The sequence below is a fragment of the Streptomyces sp. EDA2-14 genome (assembly GCF_054963755.1).
This window is the reverse complement of the sequence record NZ_JBUEGE010000026.1, coordinates 75,882-94,983: the sequence shown is the minus strand read 5'-3', so window position 1 is coordinate 94,983 and position 19,102 is coordinate 75,882. Positions and strand designations below refer to the sequence as shown.

General features: G+C 71.3%; 15 protein-coding genes, 2 tRNA genes and 1 riboswitch. Of the genes, 8 read left to right on the top strand and 9 right to left on the bottom strand.

From position 1 onward, the window contains the following. Nucleotides 1-492: 492 nt before the first annotated feature. From ACY34M_RS38245 to ACY34M_RS38230, 4 genes are all read left to right on the top strand, one after another. Nucleotides 493-1,914, top strand: coding sequence for an MFS transporter (locus ACY34M_RS38245; RefSeq protein WP_462720678.1), 1,422 nt, complete (start codon nt 493-495; stop codon nt 1,912-1,914). Between the two features lie 82 nt (nt 1,915-1,996). After that, entirely contained in the window at nt 1,997-3,229 is a 1,233-nt protein-coding gene (gene lhgO / locus ACY34M_RS38240; RefSeq protein ID WP_462720679.1) for an L-2-hydroxyglutarate oxidase, read from the top strand. 176 nt (nt 3,230-3,405) lie between these two features. Next, nucleotides 3,406-4,173: a tRNA (guanosine(46)-N7)-methyltransferase TrmB gene (trmB, locus tag ACY34M_RS38235; protein WP_462720680.1), complete on the top strand. Its 768-nt coding sequence runs from the start codon at nt 3,406-3,408 to the stop codon at nt 4,171-4,173. A gap of 70 nt (nt 4,174-4,243) precedes the next feature. Further along, the gene (locus tag ACY34M_RS38230; RefSeq protein ID WP_462720681.1) at nt 4,244-5,587 is read left to right on the top strand and encodes a PrsW family intramembrane metalloprotease; all 1,344 of its coding nucleotides are present in this window, start codon (nt 4,244-4,246) and stop codon (nt 5,585-5,587) included. 19 nt (nt 5,588-5,606) lie between these two features. On the opposite strand, the gene ACY34M_RS38225 is transcribed toward ACY34M_RS38230, so the two are convergent. The 5 genes from ACY34M_RS38225 to ACY34M_RS38205 form a co-directional block, all read right to left on the bottom strand. Further along, nucleotides 5,607-6,563: an aldo/keto reductase gene (locus tag ACY34M_RS38225; RefSeq protein ID WP_462720682.1), complete on the bottom strand. Its 957-nt coding sequence runs from the start codon at nt 6,561-6,563 to the stop codon at nt 5,607-5,609. A gap of 125 nt (nt 6,564-6,688) precedes the next feature. Further along, nucleotides 6,689-7,741 (bottom strand): M23 family metallopeptidase, encoded by a 1,053-nt coding sequence (locus ACY34M_RS38220; protein WP_462720683.1) that lies wholly within the window; start codon nt 7,739-7,741, stop codon nt 6,689-6,691. Nucleotides 7,742-7,752: 11 nt separating this feature from the next. Next, nucleotides 7,753-7,888, bottom strand: a riboswitch (cyclic di-AMP (ydaO/yuaA leader). A 263-nt stretch (nt 7,889-8,151) separates the two neighbouring features. After that, the gene (locus ACY34M_RS38215; RefSeq protein WP_462720684.1) at nt 8,152-9,270 is read right to left on the bottom strand and encodes a PP2C family protein-serine/threonine phosphatase; all 1,119 of its coding nucleotides are present in this window, start codon (nt 9,268-9,270) and stop codon (nt 8,152-8,154) included. 193 nt (nt 9,271-9,463) lie between these two features. Next, nucleotides 9,464-9,537 (bottom strand) — tRNA-Met (locus tag ACY34M_RS38210). 62 nt (nt 9,538-9,599) lie between these two features. Then, nucleotides 9,600-10,826, bottom strand: a complete 1,227-nt coding sequence (locus ACY34M_RS38205; protein ID WP_462720685.1) for an alginate lyase family protein — start codon at nt 10,824-10,826, stop codon at nt 9,600-9,602. A 148-nt stretch (nt 10,827-10,974) separates the two neighbouring features. On the opposite strand from ACY34M_RS38205, the gene ACY34M_RS38200 reads away from it, so the two are divergent. The 4 genes from ACY34M_RS38200 (at nt 10,975) to ACY34M_RS38185 (ending at nt 14,926) form a co-directional block, all read left to right on the top strand. Beyond that, on the top strand, nt 10,975-11,196 hold the full coding sequence (locus tag ACY34M_RS38200; RefSeq protein ID WP_462720686.1) for a hypothetical protein: 222 nt from the start codon (nt 10,975-10,977) through the stop codon (nt 11,194-11,196). Between the two features lie 238 nt (nt 11,197-11,434). Continuing rightward, the gene (locus ACY34M_RS38195; RefSeq protein WP_462720687.1) at nt 11,435-12,169 is read left to right on the top strand and encodes a GAF and ANTAR domain-containing protein; all 735 of its coding nucleotides are present in this window, start codon (nt 11,435-11,437) and stop codon (nt 12,167-12,169) included. A gap of 51 nt (nt 12,170-12,220) precedes the next feature. Then, the gene (locus ACY34M_RS38190) at nt 12,221-12,907 is read left to right on the top strand and encodes a GAF and ANTAR domain-containing protein (protein ID WP_462720688.1); all 687 of its coding nucleotides are present in this window, start codon (nt 12,221-12,223) and stop codon (nt 12,905-12,907) included. A 126-nt stretch (nt 12,908-13,033) separates the two neighbouring features. Then, nucleotides 13,034-14,926 (top strand): alkyl/aryl-sulfatase, encoded by a 1,893-nt coding sequence (locus tag ACY34M_RS38185; protein WP_462720689.1) that lies wholly within the window; start codon nt 13,034-13,036, stop codon nt 14,924-14,926. A gap of 61 nt (nt 14,927-14,987) precedes the next feature. On the opposite strand, the gene ACY34M_RS38180 is transcribed toward ACY34M_RS38185, so the two are convergent. The 4 genes from ACY34M_RS38180 to ACY34M_RS38165 form a co-directional block, all read right to left on the bottom strand. After that, entirely contained in the window at nt 14,988-16,007 is a 1,020-nt protein-coding gene (locus ACY34M_RS38180; RefSeq protein ID WP_462720690.1) for a DUF389 domain-containing protein, read from the bottom strand. Nucleotides 16,008-16,215: 208 nt separating this feature from the next. Beyond that, on the bottom strand, nt 16,216-17,166 hold the full coding sequence (locus ACY34M_RS38175; RefSeq protein ID WP_462720691.1) for a DUF1259 domain-containing protein: 951 nt from the start codon (nt 17,164-17,166) through the stop codon (nt 16,216-16,218). A 256-nt stretch (nt 17,167-17,422) separates the two neighbouring features. Then, nucleotides 17,423-17,495, bottom strand: a tRNA-Lys gene (locus ACY34M_RS38170). An 88-nt stretch (nt 17,496-17,583) separates the two neighbouring features. Further along, nucleotides 17,584-19,080 carry an amino acid permease gene (locus ACY34M_RS38165; protein ID WP_462720692.1) on the bottom strand — a complete coding sequence of 499 codons (1,497 nt, stop codon included), beginning with the start codon at nt 19,078-19,080 and terminating at the stop codon, nt 17,584-17,586. Between the last annotated feature and the right edge of the window lie 22 nt (nt 19,081-19,102).

Genomic DNA, 19,102 nt, shown 5'->3' with positions numbered 1-19,102 from the left:
CATTTGAGCCGTGGTTGAACCGTGGCACGACCCTGTTCACTCGGGATTGCAGGGGCGAGATTCGGCCAAATCGGCTCTTGATGGCCGGAGCTGAACACCCCGCTTCGGCCACAGCGTGCAACGCACAGTCCGGGAGGCGCACTTCACCTCCCGGACCGGTCCGCCGCCCGCGGGGATGTAGGCGGCGGTGTCCCCCAGCCCACTGGATCCAGTACAGCGGGCCGACCCACGCAGGTCCCATGCAACAGCCGCCCGGCCGTCCGGGTAAGAGCGCACGCACGGGCGCACGGCACCACGCCAGGAGCACACGGTCACACGGCGTGGCCTGCGCCGTACTTCAGTACGGACAACAATCCCGCCATCCGGAATGCCCACCCTTAACGCTTGGGATGCGGCGAACTACGCTGAGTGTACGAATGCCGCGCGGTTATGCCAGGCCGAAAAGTCGACGGGGTGCCCGGCGCGGCAGCCGTCTGTGTCGAGGGGTGGCTCATGTCCAGGGAGCAACGCGGGCCGAACGAAAAGCTCGGTGCCGTTCTCGCCCTCGCGGGAATCAGCAACGCGGGACTGGCACGCCGCGTCAACGACCTCGGGTCGCAAAGAGGTCTGACGCTGCGCTACGACAAGACCTCGGTGGCGCGCTGGGTGTCGAAGGGCATGGTGCCGCAAGGCGCGGCCCCGCACCTCATCGCCGCCGCGATCGGCCAGAAACTCGGCCGACCGGTGCCGCTGCACGAGATCGGCCTGGCCGACGCGGACCCCGCGCCCGAGGTGGGCCTTGCTTTCCCGCGCGACGTACGGCAGGCGGTGAAATCGGCGACGGAGCTGTACCGGCTCGATCTCGCCGGGAGGCGGGCGGGAAGCGGCGGGATCTGGCAGTCGCTGGCCGGTTCCTTCGCCGTGAGCGCGTACGCGACGCCCGCTTCGCGGTGGCTGATTACACCGGCCGACACTTCCGTGGCGCGGGACCCGCACCACGTGGAGGAGGGCTCGCCCCAGAAGGTCGGCCACAGCGACGTACAGAAGCTGCGCGAGGCCGCAGAGGACGCGCGGCGCTGGGACTCCAAGTACGGCGGCGGCGACTGGCGTTCGTCGATGGTGCCCGAGTGCCTGCGGGTGGAGGCGGCGCCGCTGCTGCTCGGCTCGTACTCGGACGAGGTGGGCCGCTCCCTGTTCGGGGCCGCGGCCGAACTGACGCGCCTGGCCGGGTGGATGGCGTTCGACACCGGGCAACAGGAGGCGGCGCAGCGGTACTACATCCAGGCGCTGCGCCTGGCGCGGGCCGCGGCGGACGTCCCCCTGGGCGGTTACGTCCTCGCCTCCATGTCGCTGCAGGCCACCTACCGCGGGTTCGGTGACGAGGGCGTCGACCTGGCGCAGGCCGCCATCGAGCGCAACCGGGGGCTCGCGACGGCCCGGACCATGAGCTTCTTCCGGCTCATCGAGGCACGCGCGCACGCGCGCGCCGGTGACGGGCACGCGGCCGGCGGCGCGCTGCGGGCCGCCGAGGGCTGGCTGGAGCGGGCCCGCGACGGGGACACCGATCCCTCGTGGCTCGGCTTCTACTCGTACGACCGGTTCGCGGCCGACGCGGCCGAGTGCTACCGCGATCTGAAGGCGCCCCGTCAGGTGCGGCGCTTCACGGAGCAGGCGCTGTCGAAGCCCACCGAGGAGTTCGTGCGCTCGCACGGGCTGCGGCTCGTGGTGTCGGCGGTTGCCGAGCTGGAGTCGGGGAACCTGGACGCCGCGTGCGAGCAGGGGACGCGGGCGCTGGAGGTCGCGGGGCGGATCTCGTCCGCGCGGACCACGGAGTACGTGCGGGATCTGCTGCACCGCCTGGAGCCGTACGGGGACGAGCCGCGGGTGGTGGAGCTGCGGGAGCGGGCCCGTCCGCTGCTGATGGCTCCGGCGTAGACCGGCGCTGCGTCGCGCCGCTGACCGGGACACGACGGTCCGTACCGATGCCCCGGTCTGATTGTCAGTGGGGTCGGGCAAGATGCTGGGTGTGTCGGGAGTGGAGGTGAGGCCCGTGGGGGCGGCTGGTTACGACGGGGACGTGCTGGTGGTCGGCGGGGGGATCGTCGGGCTCTCCACCGCGTATGCGGTCTCGCGGGCCGCGCCGGGGACACGGGTCGTCGTCCTCGAGAAGGAAGAGGGCCCGGCCAGACACCAGACGGGGCGCAACAGCGGGGTCATCCACAGCGGGATCTACTACCGCCCCGGTTCGCTCAAGGCCCGGTTCGCGGTGCGCGGCGCCGCCGAAATGGTCAAGTTCTGCGCGGAGTACGGGATCGAGCACGCGGTCACCGGAAAGCTGATCGTCGCCACCGAGCGGGAGGAGCTGCCCCGCCTGCACGCCCTCGTCCAGCGCGGCAGGGAGAACGGGATTCCGGTGCGCGAGCTGGGCCCCGCCCAGATCCAGGAGTACGAGCCGGAGGTGCGCGGCCTCGCCGCCATCCACGTGGGGACGACGGGGATCGTCGACTACCGCGCGGTCGCCGAGCGGTTCGCCGAGGCGTCCGGCGCCGAGATCCGGTACGGGGCGGACGTCGTGCAGGTCGACCGGCGCGCGGACCGGGGGGTCGCCGTGCGGACGCGGGCCGGGGACGTGGTGCGCGGGCGCGTGCTCGTCAACTGCGCGGGGCTGCGCTGCGACGAGGTGGCGCGGCTGACCGGGGACGATCCGGAGATGCGCATCGTGCCGTTCCGGGGCGAGTACTTCGAGCTCGGCCGCCCGGACCTGGTGCGCGGGCTCGTCTATCCCGTGCCGGATCCGGCCTTCCCGTTCCTCGGGGTCCATCTGACGCGCGGCATCGACGGCGGAGTACACGTGGGGCCCAACGCGGTGCCCGCGCTCGCGCGTGAGGGCTACGGGTGGGGCGTCGTGCGGCCCACGGAGGTGGCGGGGACGCTGGCGTGGCCGGGGGCGTGGCGGATGGCGCGGCGCCACTGGCGGTACGGGGCGGGGGAGATTCACCGGTCCGTGTCGAAGTCGGCGTTCACCGAGGCGGTGCGGCGGCTCGTGCCGGCGGTCGAGGCGGAGGACATGGTGCCGGTGGCGGCGGGGGTGCGGGCGCAGGCGGTGCTGCGGGACGGGACGCTTGTGGACGACTTCTTGATACGGGAGGGGGCGCGGGCGGTTCATGTGCTGAACGCGCCGTCGCCCGCGGCCACCGCTTCGCTGCCGATCGGGCGGGAGATTGCGCGGCGGGTTCTTGCGCTTCTGTGAGGCCGCGGCGGGGTTGACGTCCCGGGGCGCTGCCCCGGACCCCGCTGCTCAATCTCCCCCAGCTACCGCTGGGAGGTGCCCCCTGCAGGGGCTTGAATGTACGGCCGCCCGCCGCAATGCCTGAATTACCGGGGCGCCCAGCCGGGGCTTGGATTGCCCGTAAAATTGGAATCACTGTGTCTGAGTCGTCTGAAACCCCCGCGCCCACCGCCCGCCCCAACGAGCCGCGGTTCCCCGACGGGCCACGGCCCGACCCCGCGCAGTCGCACTACGAGCACCGCATCCGCAGCTTTCAGCCCCGTCGCGGCCGGGTCACCGACGCGCAGGCCGATGCCCTGCAGCGGCTGTGGCCCAAGTGGGGCCTGGACATCGACGGGAAGCACAGGATCGACCTGCCGGAGCTGTTCCCCGGCGTCGAGCGGATCGTCCTGGAGATCGGCTTCGGCATGGGCGAGGCCACGGCGCAGATGGGGCAGGACGATCCGACGACCGGCATCCTCGCGGTCGACGTGCACACGCCGGGCCAGGGCAATCTGCTGAACCTGGCGGACCGCGCCGGGATCGACAACGTACGCGTGGCGAACGGCGATGCGATCGTGCTGCTGCGCGACATGCTGCCCGACGACTGCCTCGACGGGCTGCGCGTCTACTTCCCGGACCCCTGGCCCAAGAAGCGGCACAACAAGCGGCGGCTGATCCAGGCCGACTTCCTGTCGCTCGTCGCGGGCCCGCTCAAGCCGGGCGCGCTCGTGCACTGCGCGACGGACTGGGAGGACTACGCCGAGCAGATGCTCGAGGTCCTCGACGCCCACCCCGACTACGTGAACACGGTCGAGGGCGGCGGCTACGCGCCCCGCCCCGCCTTCCGGCCGCTGACCCGCTTCGAGGGCAAGGGCCTGGACAAGAGCCATGTGGTCCACGACCTGCTGTTCCGCCGCCGGTAGCTTTCCCTGGTCGGGGCCGGGATCGCTCGGCCCCGTCGCGGCGGCCCGCATCCCTCGTTAGGGTCAATCCGTGGCCTCGTATCCCGCCTGCCCGCACCCTCGGGACGACGCCCTCGGAGCGCATCCGGGCGGCGCGGTCCCGCACGGTGCGGTACCGCATCCACGCTGGTGGGAGCGGAAGGGCGTACGGGCCGCTGCGCTGGCGACGCTGCTCGCGATGTCCGGCGCCGTGATCCTCGCCCTCGTCCGGGAGCAGACTGGCACGGAAGGATTTCTGGTCGGACTCGGGCTCGCCGTGCTGCCCGTCCCCCTGCTCATATCCGCGTTCCGCTGGCTGGACCGCGTACAGCCCGGGCCCTGGCGGAATCTGATCTTCTCCTTCGCCTGGGGGGCGTGCGCGGCGGCGCTGATAGCGATCGTCGCCAACAGTTTCGCGACGCGGTGGATAGAGACCGCGACCGCCGACCCGTCGAGCGCCGACACCCTCGGCGCCACCGTGATAGCCCCGATCGTCGAGGAGTCCGCGAAGGCGGCGGCCGTGCTGCTCGTCTTCCTGTTCCGCAGACGGGACTTCACCGGAATCGTCGACGGGGTCGTCATCGCCGGGGTCACCGCGACCGGCTTCGCGTTCACCGAGAACATCCTCTATCTCGGCAACGCCTTCGGCACCGACCAGCTGACCGGCACGGGACCAGGACTGACCTCGGTCACCGCCGCCACCTTCTTCGTGCGCGTCGTGATGTCCCCGTTCGCGCACCCGCTGTTCACGGTGCTGACCGGTATCGGCTTCGGCATCGCGGCGGCCATGGCGCCCGGCCGCGGCCGGATGCGCCGGATGCTGCTCCCGCTCGCCGGGCTGCTCGGCGCGATGGGCATGCACGCGTTCTGGAACGGCTCGTCGTCGTTCGGCGAGTACGGGTTCTTCGCGGTGTACGCGGCGTTCATGGTGCCGGTGTTCGGTGTGCTCACCTGGCTCTCGGTGTACGTGCGCCAGCACGAGCTGCGCACCGTCCGCCAGGAGCTGCCCGCCTACGTCGCCGCGGGCTGGCTCGCGCCGCCGGACCCGTTCGCCCTCGGCTCCCTCAAGGCGCGGCGGCTGGCCCGCGAGTTCGCCGCGCACTACGGCGGCCGGCAGGCCGCGGCGGCGGTCGCCGAGTACGAGGCGTACGCGACGTCCCTCGCGCTGCTGCGCCACCGCGGCCGCAGGGGCAGGGCGGGAGCGGACTTCGTCGCACGGGAGCGGGAGTTGCTGGACGCCCTGTGGGCGCGGCGCGGCTACGCGCGCCCGGCGCTCGCGTACGGCGCGCAGATCGCGGCGCCGATGTGGCTGCCCCAGGTGTACGCGGGGTACCAGGCCCCACTGCCGCAAGGCTCCGCGTATGCCGCGTACACCTACAACCCCTACCGGTACTGAGGGCAGCGGGACCGGGGACTCACGCGGAAGCCGCCGTGAGCCGGTCGAGCTCCGCCTGCGTCAGCTCCACGTCGGCCACCGCGAGCAGCGCCGGGAGCTGGTCGAGGATCCGCGCGGACGCGATCGGCGCGGTCACGGTCGGCTGTGCGGCGAGCCAGGCGAGGGCGATCGTGGCGATCTCGGCGTCGTGCGCCTGCGCGATCTCGTCGAGGGCGGTCAGGACCTTCTGCCCGCGCTCGGTCTCCAGGTACGCGCCGGCCTTCTCGGCGCGGGCGCTGTCCACCCGCTGCCCGGCCCGGTACTTGCCGGTCAGGAAGCCGGAGGCGAGCGCGTAGTACGGCACGGAGCCGAGGCCGCCGCGGGCGGCGACGTCCTGCAGCGCGCCCTCGTACGTGTCGCGCGAGACGAGGTTGTAGTGCGGCTGGAGCGCGACGTAGCGGGCGAGGCCCTCGCGCTCGGAGAAGTCGAGGGAGGCCTGGAGGCGCTCGGCGGAGATGTTGGACGCGGCGATGTGCCGGACCTTGCCCGCCTTCACCAGCTCGTCGAGGGCGCCGATGATCTCCTCGACCGGCACCTCGGGCTTGTCGTAGTGCGTGTAGTACAGGTCGATGTGGTCGGTGCCCAGGCGCTTCAGGGAGGCGTCGGCCGCGGCCTTGATGGTGGCGGCGGACAGGCCCTGGAACTCGGGGTGCTGGCTGCCCTTGGTGGCGATGACGACGTCGTCGCGGCGGCCGCGCGAGGCGAGCCACTTGCCGATGACGGTCTCCGACTCACCGCCCCGGTTGCCGTCCACCCAGGCCGAGTACACGTCGGCGGTGTCGATGAAGTTGCCGCCCGCGGCGACGTACGCGTCGAGCACGTCGAAGGAGGTGGCCTCGTCGGCGGTCCAGCCGAACACGTTGCCCCCGAGGGACAGCGGGAACACGTCGAGGTCGGAGGTGCCGAGCTTGCGCAGCGAGGGAGAGGAGGAAGTCATGCCCTGTCTCAACACCCGTACGGAATACGGTATTCCGTGATCACGCCGGGAATCGCCCCAAGAATGGGCAAACCGGCAGCCCTGACGTCGGGGGGTGAGCGCCAGGACCGCCGGAGCTCACCGGTTCAGGGAGTGAGGCCCTTGTCGCGCAGCCAGGACGCCGGGTCGACCCCGGTGGACTGCCCGTCGGGGTGGACCTCCAGGTGCAGGTGCGGCCCGGTGACATTGCCCGTGGCGCCCACGCGGCCGATGACATCACCGGTGGAGACCTTCTGGCCCGCGCTGACATTGAGCGAGGACTGGTGGCAGAACCAGAGTTCGGTGCCGTCGTCGAGGGTGAGCACCGTGCGGTACCCGTACGCGCCCGCCCAGCCGGCCTCCGTGACCGTGCCGGAGTGGATGGCGCGGATCGGCGTACCGGTGGAGGCCGCGAAGTCGAGGCCCGTGTGGTAGCCGGAGGACCACATGGCGCCCGGCTGGCCGAAGGTGCCGGAGAGCGTGTACGAGGCGACGGGGAGCTTGAAGCTGGCGGCCAGCTTGCGCAGGCGCTCGGCCTCCGCCTTGCGGCGGGCCTCCGCCTCGGCCTTCTTCTTCTCGGCGAGGGCCTTGGCCTTGGCCGCGTCCTGCTTGGCGGCGGCCTCCTCGGCGGCCTGCTTCGCGGCGGCCTCTTCGGCGGCCTGCTTCGCAGAGGCGTCGGCGGCGTCCTGCTGCGTCTCGGCCTGCTGCATGATGCGGGCCCGCAGCGCCTCACCGGCGCCGCCCTGCCCCTCGGCGGCGTCCGCCTGAGTGACACCGGCGCCGCTCAGCGGGGAGGCCGTGGCGCCGGAGTCGGCATCGGAGTCCGAACCGTCGGACATCAGAGAGCCCACGCCCGGCAGCGACTTGGCCTCGGGCAGCGAGTCCTTGACCGCGGACAGGTCGGGCATGGATATGTGCACCGGCGGCTTGCCGCCCTGCGCGGTGGCGATGCCGCCCGCACCGACGGCGGCGACCACGCCGACGCCGAGGACGGTGGAGCTGCGCGCGAATCCATTGCGGCGGCGGGCTACCCGGTGCCGGCCGCGGACGGGAGCCACTGACTCCTCGGTGGGGTTCCACTCTTCCCAGGTCTCGTGCTCGACACCGAAGTCGCCTTCGGGGCCGTGGAGGAACTCGGGGGCAGGCCGGTTCGACGCCACGGGGGCGCTCTCCTTTCCTTCCTTCTCGCCTACCGGGTTAGCTGACGGGTTCGGAGCAGGAAGGTCTCCTACGAACACCAAAGGTGTCCGATTCACCCCAAGTTGGTGGTTCCCCGGTTCCCTTGCGGGATTGAGCGTGTGCGCACGGAGCCGTCTCTTGTGACGGCTGGGACGACCGCGCTGCGTTATCGAACGTTAATAGACAGCAGACAGTAATTCCAAGCGGTTCCCACTGATCGTTCACGACTCTGGCCTGGACTTATCGGATCACGAGGGGTCAAATCCGGCCGAGTTGACCGCACACCGTCCCCACATGTGTCGAACTCACACCTCTGACAGTGCGTCAATTGTTATGCGGAGCGACGCCGTTCGACTACCGTCAGCTACCTGAAGTAACAACGATCAAGGCCTCAGGTCCGGCGCACGGCGAGCAGCGCCATGTCGTCCCGTGTTCCGGTCCCGGTGTGGGCGCGGACCTCCGCCACGAGGGCCGCGAGGAGTTCCTCGGGCCCGGGGAAGAGCCGGCCGGAGAGCCGGGCCGACGGATCGTAGAAATCACCGCCCGCGTCGCGCGCCTCGGAGAGCCCGTCGGTGTAGAGCAGCAGCGTGGCCGCGCTCGGGAACTCCGCCTCAATGGCCCGGTCGGGCCAGCTGCCGAGCTCGCTCATGCCGAGCGGCAGCGCCGCCTGGGACGGGTCGAGTGCGCGTACGGTGCCGTCGCCGAGCAGCAGCAGCGGGCTGGGGTGGCCGCGGTTGAGGACGCGGACGAGCTCGACGCCGTGCGGGATCTCGGCGAGCACCGCGGTGGTGAAGCCCTCGAAGTCGTCGATGCCCCTGCGCCGGCCGCCCTCCCGGGCCAGGGCCCGCTCCAGGCGCTGGGCCACCGCCTCCAGGGACACCTCCTGCTCGGCGGCCTCCCGGAACGCGCCGATGACGACGGCGACCGCCGCGACCGCGCCAAGCCCCTTGCCGCGCACGTCGCCGACGATGATCCGGATGCCGTGCGGGGTGTCCTGGACCGCGTACAGATCACCGCCGATGAACGCGTCGGCCTGCGCCGCCTCGTAGCGCGCCGCGATCGCGAAGCCGCCGAGCCGCCGGGCCGGTTCCGGCAGCACCGCCAGCTGCGCGGCCTGGGCGATCTCGCGGGCCGATGCCAGCTGTTCGTAGCTGCGGCGCACGATCCGGTTGAGCAGACAGGCCAGGACGCAGACGGTGGCCACCGTGACGATCTCGGTGACGAACACGGAGTCGAGGCTCTCCGTGAAGCGCAGGTGCACGGCGGCGATCGCGCCGATCGACACCACGCCGATCACGGCCGTCGCGCAGAGCGAGAAGAACGGCGCGGCCACCAGGGGCGCCGCGCTGTACAGGGGCGCGCCGGGGAAGCCCTTGGGGGTGACGTACTCGTAGACCGTGCCGCCGAGGATGAGGAGCAGCGGCAGTAACCGCACGAAGAGCCGGGTGCTCGTGGCCTCGGCCCCGTGCCGCCCCCGTCTCCCCCCTCGGCCTCCTTCTCGCTTCCCCACCAGTCGTCTCCTGCCGCTCCCTGCCTGCTTCCGGCGTCTCACCAAGAGTTCCCGCACGGAGGCGCGGAGGCGAGCAGGGGTGGGCCGTACGAGTGGGGAACGTGACGTGCGCAACACGGGGCGGGACGAGGACCGGCGCCGGGCACAAAAAAACCGGGGCCGGAATCTGAAGAGATTCCGGCCCCGGTATCAGTAGCGGGGACAGGATTTGAACCTGCGACCTCTGGGTTATGAGCCCAGCGAGCTACCGAGCTGCTCCACCCCGCGCCGTTGTGTTCACAACTCTACGCCATCAGGGGGAGTGAACGCGAATCGCCTCGCGCGACGGCTCACGCGGCGGCGTGCGTCAGCGTCTCCCAGGCCACGAACAGGTCGTCCGTCCCCTCCGGCCGCTCCTTCTCGGTGAGCTTCTCGGTCTGCGGGAGGTCCTTCTTCAGCCGCCCCTGAAGGTGCTGGAGGCCCACCTCCGTGTCGGGCCCCAGGTCCCGCTGCACCTTCCCGCCGCACAGCCAGGCCGGGGGCTTGGCGCCCAGCTGGTACTTGGAGTGCAGTTCGAGCGCGGCGGCGAGCCGGTCCTTCACCTCCCCGTACAGGTCGACGCCCTGGTGCCAGGCGGTCTCTGCCATGTGGGAGGTCGCGGCGAGGGAGTAGCCGGCGTGCTTGAAGTTGCGGCAGGTCTCCTGGGCGAGCCCGTCCTTGAAGGTCGTCTGCCCGAACCAGTACGTCCGCAGCTCCTTCGGGGTGTCGATGGCGCTGCCCTTCGGTTTCACCGGCAGCTTCCCGTCGGACGACAGATAGAAGTACGCGGGGACGCGGGCGCGGAAGTGCGCGACGGCCTGGTCGAAGGCGGACCGGTCGTTGAGGTGGACGCCCATGCTCATCGTCGCGTCGGCCATCACCAGGTCCCAGTTGCCGTTGAAGTCGGCGGAGCCGCCCCGCACTTCGGGCAGATAGGCCTCGCGCAGCATCCGCTGGAACTTCAGCTCCTGCCCGTCCGGCCAGTCCTCGTACGTGTACTGCATCAGCTCGGCGGCCTTCGCCCAGGACGTGGCGGCCCAGGCCGCCTGAAGCCCCGCGTTGTCCTCGCTGTGCCCGGTGATCTTGTCCGCCCAGGCGTCCATGATCTCCACGGCCTTCTTCGCGTGCGCCCTGTCGCGGGTGATGTTCCACAGCAGCGCCTGCGTGTAGGCCGCGATGGCGTCCTCGCGCTCCTCGACGCAGCCCTGCCCGGTCTCGGCGTCGAAGGGGCACTTCACCGTCGCGTACGGCTTGGCCTCGTAGTCGAGGTCCGCGTACTTGCTGTCGCTCATCTCCTTGTACGCGGAGAGCCAGGGCTCCTGCTTACGGGCCACGTGCTGCCGTACGGCGGCCAGTTGGTCCTTGCCGACCAGGACGCCGGGGTGCGCGAAGGTGCTGCCGGCCGGGCGGTGCTCGGGCCGCGCGGCCACATCGGCGTCGGTCCGGGCGGACGCCCCGCCGCACGCCGTCGCGGCCACCACCAACAGGGGCACGAGGCTCCCCAGAAGAACACGTCGCTTCCGCGCGCCCGCTGCCATGCAACACCTCCGGTCGGATCACTGGCAGCCTGACGTGTCAGCAGGGCCGACGCAGTATCTGTTGCGCCGGTCGGGAACCGGAGGGTGCCGTGCCGGGGCCGGTCAGGGGGTTCCTTGCCCGGGCGGGTCCGCGTCTAGGGTTTCGGGAATGCCGCTTGTCGATGTGACCCACGCGCCCACGGTTCCCGAGCCCCAACTGCGCGAACTGTGCTCCGTACTGCCGCATCTGGTGTCCCTGGCCGTGGAGTGCCCCGAGGAGCCGCAGGAGCGCGTGGACGGACTCCACGCGGCCGTCCACGCCGCGACCGGGCTCGACGACTTCGGCATCTACCTGTCGCTGCCGTGCGCCGCCTGGTCCCGGGGCGACTGACCCCATCCTTCTACGAACACCAGGTCAGAGCGCCGAGGGTGTAAACCGCGGTCTGCTTCGAGGGCTGCCGGAGCGGACGCCCGGCGAGTAGCGTGGAGACGCGGAAAAACCCTCCCGGAGTCGGCTCCCGTCCCGCAGGACCGGCGGGGCGAGTCCTCCCGGATGGTTCCCGAACATGTCGCCGCCCTGTCCCCGCGGATCCGAACGACGGAGGCTCCCTCCGGGGTGGAGGCCGGTCATGGCGGTCACCGGACGCGAACTGCGCACCGCACGCGCGGTATTCGACCTGGTGCGGCGGCCCACCGATCTGGACGTGCTGGAACTGCTGCACGACCTCACCTTCCATGCCGCCGCCCTCCTGTCCCTGCGCGCCGGTGTCACCGTGCTGGACGACGGGGGCGACGTCGCCTACCTCACCGCCTCCGACGAACTGTGCCGCCGCCTCGAACAGGACCAGCTCGACCTGGACGAGGGCCCGTGCCTGGACAGCGCCCACAGCCACCGCCCGCTGCCCGTGACCCTGCTGAACAGCCCGGCGGCCACCGCCCGCTGGCCCAGCTTCTCCCGGCACGCCCTCGCCGCGAACATCACCTCCGTCGCGGCCGTGCCGCTGCACACTCCCGACCTCATGCTGGGCGCCCTCAACCTCCTCAGTGAGCGGCCGCCCCTGCCCGAACGCACCGACCTCGACCTGGCGCAGCTGCTGGCCGATGCCGCCACCCTCGCCCTGACCCACCGTCGCGACGCCGCGGACCGTGAGGAGGTGATCCGCCAGCTGCAGAGCGCCCTCGACAGCCGGATCGTCATCGAGCAGGCCAAGGGAGTCCTCTCCGCCCGCCTCCAGGTCAGCGTCGACACCGCCTTCATCGCCCTGCGCGACCACGCCCGCTCCCACCAGGAATCCCTGACCGCCCTGTCGACACGGATCGCCCGCGGAGACATCCCCGACTCACTGATCGAAACGGCCCGCTGATGACGTCGGCCGCGCCCGCGGGACGCCCCGCCCCCCTGCTGGGGACCCGCCATGACCGAAAGTGACTTCGCCGCCCTCCTGACCCGTATGCGCCGCGCCGTCCGCACCGGCCACGACCTGTCCGCTTTCTCCACCCGCACCAGCGCCCGCCACGTCGGCGTGGACTCGCTGACCCTCACCCTCATCTCGGCCGAAGGCGCCCTCGAACTGCTGTGGGCCGCCCCGAAGGACCCGGTCGGCCCCCCGCTCGAAGACCTCCAGTACACCCTCGGCGAAGGCCCCACCCCCGACGCCGCCCGCACCCGGAGCCTCGTCACCACACCCGACCTGCCCAGCGCCGCCGACTGGCCCGCCCTCGCCGAAGCCGCCCCCGCCATCTCACCCGCGCGCGCCGTCGCCGCCGTCCCCCTGCGCCTCGGCGTCGTCGTCCCCGGCATCCTCACCGCCTACCGCACGACGCCGACCCCCTTCACCCCCGGCGAGCTCGACACCCTCACCGTCCTGGCCCACGCCGTGATCCACCCCCTCCTGCAGACCGCCACCCACCTCTCCCCCATCGCCCCCGACCTGCTGCGCGCCGAGGTCCACCAGGCCGCCGGCATCACATCGGTCCAGCTAGACATCCCCATGGACCAGGCGCTCCTGCGTCTGCGCAGCCACGCCTGGACCCACAACCAGCCCCTGCGCGACATCGCCCACGACATCGTCACCGGCCAACTCCACCTGGAGCCCACCTGATCCGTTCGTCTCGGCGGCTCGTCCCGGCGGCTCGTCCCGGCTCGTCCCGGCGGCTCGTCCCGGCGGCTGAACAGGTGACGCGAGTCGCGCTCCCCATTTCATGTCCGGTGGTGTGAATCTGGCGATATGACTTCTACGTCCAAGGCAGCGCAGCCGTTCATCACGCAGCAGCAGGCGGAGCTTCGTGAGCGCCTCCCGTTCGCCGACCGGCAGGACTTCGAGGACGCGGCGCGCGGGCTGATCGCCCGCCGCGTACCGGGCGCCGTCGTCGCCGGGGACGGCACCGTCGTGTGGGACAACGACACGTACGCCTTCCTCAAGGGCGAGGCGCCCGACACGGTGAACCCGAGTCTGTGGCGGCAGTCGCAGCTGGTCGCGGAGCAGGGCCTGTTCGAGGTCGTCGAGGGCATCTATCAGGTGCGCGGGCTCGACCTGTCGAACATCACCTTCATCGAGGGCACCACCGGCGTGGTCGTGATCGATCCGCTGATCTCGACCGAGACCGCCGCGGCCGCACTCGACCTGTACCGGGAGCACCGAGGCGAGCGCCCGGTCACCGGGGTCGTCTACACCCACTCGCACGTCGACCACTTCGGTGGCGTCAAGGGGGTCACCACGCAGGAGGACGTCGAGGCCGGGCGGGTGCCCGTGCTCGCGCCGGAGGGCTTCACGGAGCACGCCGTCGCGGAGAACGTGTACGCGGGCACCGCCATGGGCCGTCGCGCCGCCTACATGTACGGGGCCGCGCTCGACCGCGGCCCGCAGGGGCAGGTCGGCGCCGGGCTCGGCCAGACCACCTCGACCGGCACCGTGACCCTGATCCCGCCGACCGTCGTCGTCACCACGACGGGGCAGGAGGAGACCGTCGACGGGGTCCGCATGGTCTTCCAGATGGCGCCCAACACCGAGGCACCGGCCGAACTCCTCATCCACTTCCCCGACTTCAGGGCCCTGTGCACCGCCGAGGACGCCACCCACACCCTGCACAACCTGCTGACCCTGCGCGGCGCCGTCGTCCGCGACCCGCACGTCTGGTCGCACGCCCTCACCGAGACGATCGACCTGTTCGGCGCCACCACGGACGTCGTGTTCGCCTCGCACCACTGGCCGACCTGGGGCCAGGAGCAGGCCATCCGGTTCCTGGAGACCCAGCGCGACCTGTACGGCTACCTGCACGACCAGTCCCTGCGCCTGATCAACAAGGGCTGGACCGGAGCCGAGATCGCCGAACACCTCGAACTGCCCCCGGCCCTGGAGGCCGCGTGGAACACCCACGGCTACTACGGCTCCGTCAGCCACAACCTCAAGGCCGTCTACCAGCGCTACATGGGCTGGTTCGACGGCAACCCGGCCCACCTGTGGCAGCACCCGCCGGTCGAGCAGGGCAAGCGCTACGTCGAGTTCATGGGCGGCGCCGACGCCGTCGTGGACAAGGCCCGCGGCTCCTTCGACGCGGGCGACTACCGCTGGACGGCCGAGGTGCTCAGCCACGTCGTCTTCGCCGAGCCCGACCACGCCACCGCCCGCACCCTGCTCGCCGACACCCTCGAACAGCTCGGGTACGGCGCCGAGAACGGCACTTGGCGCAACTTCTTCCTCTCCGGCGCCACCGAACTGCGCGACGGCCGGTTCGGCACGCCCACGGTCACCGCGGCGCCCGACATCATCGCGAACCTCTCCCCGACCATGCTGTTCGACGCCCTCGCCATCCAGATCGACCGCCCCAGGGCCCGGGACGAGAAGCTCAGCGTGGACATCCGGCTCACCGACGTCGACGAGCGCTACCGGGTCCGCCTGACCAACGGCGTGCTCACCTACAGCGCGGCCTCCCAGAAGACCGCCGCCGACGTCACCCTCACCAGCACGGTCCCGGCCCTTGCGCACCTCGCCGTCACCGGTCTGACCCCGGAAGGGCTGGAGCGGGCGGGCGTCCGGGTCGAGGGCGACGCGTCGGCGCTCCAGCGGCTGACCGCGGTGCTCGACCCCGGTGACCGGGACTTCCCCGTCGTCACCCCCTGACCCGCGGGAGTTGGCCACCGAGAAGGCCCGGGCCTTCCGCTCCTGAGCACTCCGGCCGGGGTCAGCCCACGGAGGAGTCCCGCACCGTGCAGGTGTCCGTGTCCGACGGGCACCAGTGTGTACGGCCACCCACGAGGTGGAGTTCGAGGTCCGCGTCGCGCATGCCGTTCTTGTCGAGGGCGGCGCGCAGCGCGGTCGGCGCGGGCTGCGGCGGCAGTCCGAGGACACCGATGACGAGGACACCGTTGCGCGCCTCCACCGACGCGATCTGCCACTTGCCCGGCGCGGCCCACTGCTCGGCGACCGGGCGGGCGTCGGCGGCCAGCGAACGGTCCCGGGCGACGCTGACCGTCCCGGTGGTCAGCGGCACCGCGATCAGCAGGACGACCACGACGACCGCGGCCAGCGTGCGTCCGTGGAACTCTCGTACGGCCAGGCCGGACTCCAGGGCCGCGCCCCGGATCCCGTAGACGAGGAAGACGACGGTGCCGGTGGCCACGATGGCCGCCACATTGGTCGCGAACAGCAGCGCCGACTCGCTCGCGTCGTGATAGCGGCCGACCGTGATGAGCAGGCCCGTCACGGCGAGCGGCGGCACCAGCGAGATGGCGATCGCGACACCCGGCAAGGTGTCGGAGATGTCCGCCCGGACGAGCGCGAACGCGCCGACCGTACCCGTCGCGAGCGCGGCGAGCAGGTCGATCAGGCGCGGGCTGATCCGGGAGGAGACCTGGCTGTTGGAGGCGAAGGCATCCGGCGGGGCGGCGATCCAGCCGAGCAGCATGCCGATCGCCACGACGACGAGGGCGCCGCCGAGCACCAGCGCCGCGCACCGCACCACCTGCGCGCGATCGGCGAGAACGAGCGCCAGGGCGCTGCCGAGGATCGGCGTCATCAGCGGGGCGACGATCATCGCGCCGATGACGGTCGCGGTCGAGTCACCGACCACACCGGCGCTCGCGATGACCGCCGCGAGCACGAGCAGACCCCAAAAACGCGTCGAGCTCGGGCTCCTGAAGTCCCGTTCGATGAACAGGGTGTCGGTCATCCTGCGGACCGTGCCCGCATCGGCAGACGCCATGGGTCTTCCCCTTCCGGGCCGGCTGTGCGGCTGACGCCCCTGGTCGGGCCATCGGTGCGGGCTCGGTCGGCGACCATGCTCTGCCCCGTGCTGACCTCAGGGGACCCCGTGTTCCGTGAGCGGGCGAGGCGGGCTCGGCCGTTCAGGTGTCCTGATTCAGGAGATCCGGGGAAGCCATGGACGACTGCGTAGTCGCGTCCTGCCCCGGTCAGGCGGGGTGCACGCAGGTCGTACGGACGGCGGCGGCCAGCGTACGGGCCAGCGCGGCCGCGTCGGCGACGGCCCAGAAGTGCATGTAGAACAGGCGGGGTTCGTCGTCGAGGGCATGGTTGTGCAGCTCCACGACCTGGATACCGCCACCGCGCAGGGTCGTGATCACGTCCTGGACCTCGTGGGCGGCCATCACGAAGTCGCCGTTGACAGCGGCCTTGCCGCCGCCGATCGGCTGGAAGCCGATCGCGGTGTTCACGCCCATCGCCGCCGTCGCCACCCGGCCGTGCACGGCGACGGTCTCGTCGCGGGCGAAGGAGAACTTGTAGATCCCGCCGTCGTTCCTGCCCGGCGTGCCGAACGCGGCGTCGATGGCAGCGGTGTCCAGGTCGATGGGCGGCGGGGTGGTCGGAGGTGCTGGGGGCGGGGTCGCCGTGACGTCCAGGGCGACCCGGATGTTTGCCGCGATATCGGCGGGGTCGCCGATGGCGTGGAAGTGCGTCCACCACACGTCGGGAGTGTGGGCGAGCAGGTGCTTGTGCAGCGCGGTCTGGTCCAGGTCGTGCGCGTGCAGGGCGTCGGTGAGCGGCTGCAGCTCCGCCTCGGTGACCACCAGGTCACCCATCACCATCGCCTTGCCGTCGCGGTAGCGGGCGAACGCCGCGTACGAGCTCAGCGACAGGCCCGCCTTCACCTGTACCCCGTACGACCTCACGGCCAGGTCCCGGCGCGGGAACCCCACCCGGTACACCGTCCCGTCCATCAGCACACCGACCCGGCCCAGCGCATCCGCCACCGGCTTCCAGTCGGCCTCCGTGGTGGGGACGGGCCGCAGGGCCCGGCGCCTGTGGGTACTGCCGTCCGCCACCGCCGGAGCCGCGGCCGTGCCGGTCCCGATTGCGGCCGGAGCGGCCACCGCCAGGGTGCGTAACAACGAACGACGCTGCATCGCCAGCCTCCCGAAGAGTCCAGTGTGATGTAACCGCGGCATCACTATGCTCGATGGGGACGACGGCACCGCCGCTTCTTGGCCAACCGGGCGCAGCAGGGCGGCGGCGGGCCCGATCCCGCGCACACACCTGCCGACCCATCCGCTCACGCATCGCTCACGCAATGGCTCGCGAACGAAGAAGCGCCCGAGCCGACCGAAGCCGACCCGAGCGCTAAGTAGCAGGTCAGAGGGGCTAACCCCTCCCCCACATCCGTAGACCCTGTGGGACTCGAACCCACAACCAATGGATTAAAAGTCCACTGCTCTGCCAATTGAGCTAAGGGTCCACGCGCCGACCGGAGCCGACGCACCCCCGAGCATAGCCCGACGAGGCCGGGAGACCGATCGGGTATCGGGTTCCGTGCGGATCCCGGGTCAGCGAAGGAACCAGTGGCGGGCCGAGACCGCCCACCAGGTGCCCGCGAATCCGAGGACCACGAGGACCGCGATCGGGGCGTAGTTGAAGGTCTCCCAGGTGACCGGGGAGACCTGCGGCAGCATGAAGAGGACCGTGATGACGCCGACCCAGACCACCGCCACCACCCCGATCGCCGTCGACCAGCGGCCCAGGTGCCACGGCCCCCGCTCGAACGCCTCGCCCTTGCGCAGCCGCAGCAGCGTCGGGATGACGTAGGCGATGTAGAGGCCGATGACGGCGATGGAGGTGACGGCCGCGTACGCCGTGACATTGATCAGGTACGGCAGGCCGAGGACCAGGGCGCCCGCCGCCGCGAGCCAGACCGCCGCGACCGGGGTGCGGGTGCGCGGGCTCACCGTGTGCCACACGCGGGAGAAGGGGAGCGCCCCGTCGCGCGAGAAGGCGTAGATCATGCGGGAGTTGGCGGTCACGGACGCCATCCCGCAGAACAGCTGGGCGCCGATGACGACCAGAAGAAGCAGTTTCCCGGCCGTCGCGCCGAGGGCGTCCAGAAGAATCTGGGCGGGCGGCGCGCCCGTCGGCGAGTTGAGGGCCCCGTCGTACGAGCGGATCGCGAAGGTGAAGCCGAGCAGGAGGACGAAGCCGGCGATCCATGACGTCCAGATCGAGCGGACGATGCCCTTCGGGCCTGCCGTGGACGCGTCGTGCGTCTCCTCCGTCATGTGCGCCGACGCGTCGTACCCCGTGAAGGTGTACTGCGCCATCAGCAGCCCGATCAGGACGACATACAGGCCGCTGCCCCAGCCGGTGTTGTTCACGAACTCGCCGAAGACGAAGGACGCCGACTGGTGGTGGTCCGGCACGAAGGCGAGCGCGCCGACGATCAGCGCGACACCCAGCAAGTGCCACCACACGCTGACGCTGTTGAGGAAGGCGACGATGCGTACGCCGAAGGTGTTCAGCAGTCCGTGCAGCAGCAGGATCCCCGCGAAGAGCAGGATCGTGCTGCCCGGCGTCACCTCGAAGCCGAACTGGAGATTCAGGTACGCCCCGAGGAAGGACGCCGCCCCGAAGTCGATACCGGCGGTCACGGCGACCTGCCCCAGCACGTTGAACCAGCCGGTGAACCACGCCCAGGCGGCCGCCGACCGCTCGGGCGCGAGCCGGTGCGCCCAGAAGTACAGCCCCGCCGACGTCGGATACGCCGAGCAGATCTCGGCCATCGCCAGGCCCACGAAGAGCGTCATCAGGCCGACGCCGACCCAGCCCCAGGTGATCAGGACCGGGCCGCCCGTGTTCATGCCGAAGAGGTAGAGGGTGAGGCAGCCGGAGAGGACGGAGATGATCGTGAAGGAGACGGCGTAGTTGGAGAAGGCCGACATCCGGCGGGCGAGGACCTGCGTGTAGCCGAGCTCGGCAAGCCGCTCCTCGTCGGAGCCGGCGGCCGCCGTCGGCGGTTCCGGGGTGACGGCTTCGTTCGCTTCACTTGTCATGCCCCCAGCGATTCCCGTGCCG

What these genes read in the sequence shown, in the direction of transcription:
- ACY34M_RS38195 (WP_462720687.1), top strand. Translation starts at nt 11,435, where the DNA reads ATGGCGGTCACCGGACGCGAACTGCGCACCGCACGCGCGGTATTCGAC.
- ACY34M_RS38245 (WP_462720678.1), top strand. Translation starts at nt 493, where the DNA reads ATGTCCAGGGAGCAACGCGGGCCGAACGAAAAGCTCGGTGCCGTTCTC.
- ACY34M_RS38180 (WP_462720690.1), bottom strand. Translation starts at nt 16,007, where the DNA reads ATGGCGTCTGCCGATGCGGGCACGGTCCGCAGGATGACCGACACCCTG.
- ACY34M_RS38175 (WP_462720691.1), bottom strand. Translation starts at nt 17,166, where the DNA reads ATGCAGCGTCGTTCGTTGTTACGCACCCTGGCGGTGGCCGCTCCGGCC.
- ACY34M_RS38225 (WP_462720682.1), bottom strand. Translation starts at nt 6,563, where the DNA reads ATGACTTCCTCCTCTCCCTCGCTGCGCAAGCTCGGCACCTCCGACCTC.
- ACY34M_RS38185 (WP_462720689.1), top strand. Translation starts at nt 13,034, where the DNA reads ATGACTTCTACGTCCAAGGCAGCGCAGCCGTTCATCACGCAGCAGCAG.
- ACY34M_RS38165 (WP_462720692.1), bottom strand. Translation starts at nt 19,080, where the DNA reads ATGACAAGTGAAGCGAACGAAGCCGTCACCCCGGAACCGCCGACGGCG.
- ACY34M_RS38205 (WP_462720685.1), bottom strand. Translation starts at nt 10,826, where the DNA reads ATGGCAGCGGGCGCGCGGAAGCGACGTGTTCTTCTGGGGAGCCTCGTG.
- ACY34M_RS38200 (WP_462720686.1), top strand. Translation starts at nt 10,975, where the DNA reads ATGCCGCTTGTCGATGTGACCCACGCGCCCACGGTTCCCGAGCCCCAA.
- lhgO (WP_462720679.1), top strand. Translation starts at nt 1,997, where the DNA reads ATGCTGGGTGTGTCGGGAGTGGAGGTGAGGCCCGTGGGGGCGGCTGGT.
- ACY34M_RS38190 (WP_462720688.1), top strand. Translation starts at nt 12,221, where the DNA reads ATGACCGAAAGTGACTTCGCCGCCCTCCTGACCCGTATGCGCCGCGCC.